Origin of the sequence: Bradyrhizobium sp., from assembly GCF_019244115.1 — a bacterium.
Classification (GTDB): domain Bacteria; phylum Pseudomonadota; class Alphaproteobacteria; order Rhizobiales; family Xanthobacteraceae; genus Bradyrhizobium.
Genome location: NZ_JAFATE010000628.1, coordinates 1 through 2,047 on the forward strand (window position 1 = coordinate 1; position 2,047 = coordinate 2,047).

A 2,047-nucleotide genomic window follows, 5' to 3' on the forward strand; every position below is an offset into this window, starting at 1 on the left:
CTGCTTGAGCATCGCGGGATCCTTGACGCGATAGACCATCGTCATGCCCTCATCCATGCCGAGGCTCTTGGCTGGGCCGTGCTTCAGCGTGATCTTTTCCGCGCGTTCGTCGATCTTCTTGACCTCGCCGGTGATGGCTTCCGCCGCGACGGCCGAGGTTGCGATGGTCAGGATTGCGGCTGCGAGTGCCAGTGTCAGCTTTCTCATCGACTTCTCCTTCTTGCACTTCACCTCACGACGACATGGCCGAGCATGCCGTAGTCGCGATGCTTGGGGATAAGGCAGGCGTATTCGAAGGTGCCGGCCTTGGTGAACTTCCAGACCAACTCGGCCGATTTGTACGGGGAAAGCCGCACCCCGTTCGGATCGTCATGTTCCATATGAGGGTGCTTCTTCATCACCTCGGCATGCGCGAGGTTTTCCTTGGTGGTCGCCAGCAGGAATTCGTGATCCTCCGTCCCTTCATTGCGGATGACGAAGCGGATCTGCTCGCCGCGCTTCACGTCGATCTGCGACGGCGAGAACTTCATCTCGCTCATCTCGATCTCGATGGTGCGCGAGGGCTTGCTGGCATCACCGGGCTCGCCGGCCGAAAAGGAAGCATGATGGTGGCCTTCGTGGCCGAACGCTGGCGCGGCGACATGCGCGATTGCGATGATGGCGATGCCGACAAGCACGGTGTTCTTAGTCATTTCGATTCTCCGGAAATGGATGGGATGCAGTTTGGCGGCTTGTCACATCTTCATCTTCGTCCCTTGATGGATTTTCCGCCCTCGTCCTGCGCCGGCGGCCTGGTGGTCTGCGGCGAACGCACGGGCTCGCTCGTCGGCGCGTCGACCTCGTAGGCGACCGTGCCCGGCGGGTGGTCGTAACGAGGGGGATCGCGGTAGTCGTCGCGCGCGAGGTCCTTGCGCACCTTCATCACGGTGAACATGCCGCCCATCTCCAGCGGCCCGAACGGACCATCGCCGGTCATCATCGGGAGCGTGTTGTCGGGCGCCGGCATCTCCATGCTGCCCATCGCCATCCCGGTCGAGCCCATCGCCATAGCGTCGGGCGCGAGCTTGCCAACGGCCTTGGCGAGGTCGTTGCGCGACACGCCGATCAAGTTGCGCATCTCGTGGCCCATCGCATTCATGGTGTGATGCGATTTGTGGCAGTGGAACGCCCAGTCGCCGGGCGCGTCAGCGAGCACGTCGAAAGCCCTGATGGCGCCGACCGGAACGTCGGTGGTGGTCTCGGGGATCCGGGCACTCTCTGAAATCCAGCCGCCGTCGGTGCAACTCACGGCGAAGCTGAAACCGTGCAGATGGATCGGATGGTTGGTCATCGTGAGATTACCGATGCGCACGCGCACCCTGTCGCCGAGCCGCACCGGCAGCGGATCGATGCCGGGAAACACGCGGGAATTCCAGGTCCACATGTTGAAGTCGGTCATCTCGTTGACCCTGGGCAAAAAGGTCCCGGGATCGATGCGATAGCTGCTCATGATGAAGACGAAGTCGCGATCCACCGGGCGGAAGGTGCGGTCGCGCGGGTGCACGATGAACATGCCCATCATGCCCATCGCCATCTGCACCATCTCGTCGGAATGCGGGTGGTACATGAACGTGCCGCTCTTCTTCAGCTCGAACTCGTAGACGAAAGTCTTGCCGGGCTTGATGTGGGCTTGCGTCAGCCCGCCGACGCCGTCCATGCCGTTCGGCAGGATCATGCCGTGCCAGTGCACGGTGGTGTGCTCGGGCAGACGGTTGGTGACGAAGATGCGGACCTTGTCGCCTTCGACCGCCTCGATGGTCGGGCCGGGCGACTGCCCGTTATAGCCCCACAGGTGCGCCTTCATGCCGGGCGCGATCTCACGCACGACCGGCTCGGCCACGAGATGGAATTCCTTCCACTCGCCGTTCATGCGCCAGGGCAGCGTCCATCCATTGAGCGTCACCACCGGCTGATAAGCGGGCCCAGTCGAGGGGTGCAGCGGCGGCTGCATGGTGGTTGCCGGGCTGAAAGCCGCTTCCGGAATGCTGGCCGCTTGCACGCGGCTGCT

Annotated in this window: 3 protein-coding genes; all 3 read right to left on the reverse strand. The window is 62.9% G+C overall.

Translation table 11 applies throughout. The annotated features are described in order from the left end of the window. On the reverse strand, window positions 1–207 hold a 207-nt coding region (locus JOZ76_RS27595; RefSeq protein ID WP_291704047.1), incomplete at its 3' end, for a copper-binding protein. A gap of 20 nt (window positions 208–227) precedes the next feature. Continuing rightward, the gene (locus tag JOZ76_RS27600) at window positions 228–692 is read right to left on the reverse strand and encodes a cupredoxin domain-containing protein (RefSeq protein WP_291704048.1); all 465 of its coding nucleotides are present in this window, start codon (window positions 690–692) and stop codon (window positions 228–230) included. 50 nt (window positions 693–742) lie between these two features. Next, window positions 743–2,047: multicopper oxidase family protein (locus JOZ76_RS27605; RefSeq protein WP_291704050.1), on the reverse strand; the 1,305-nt coding region annotated here is incomplete at its 5' end.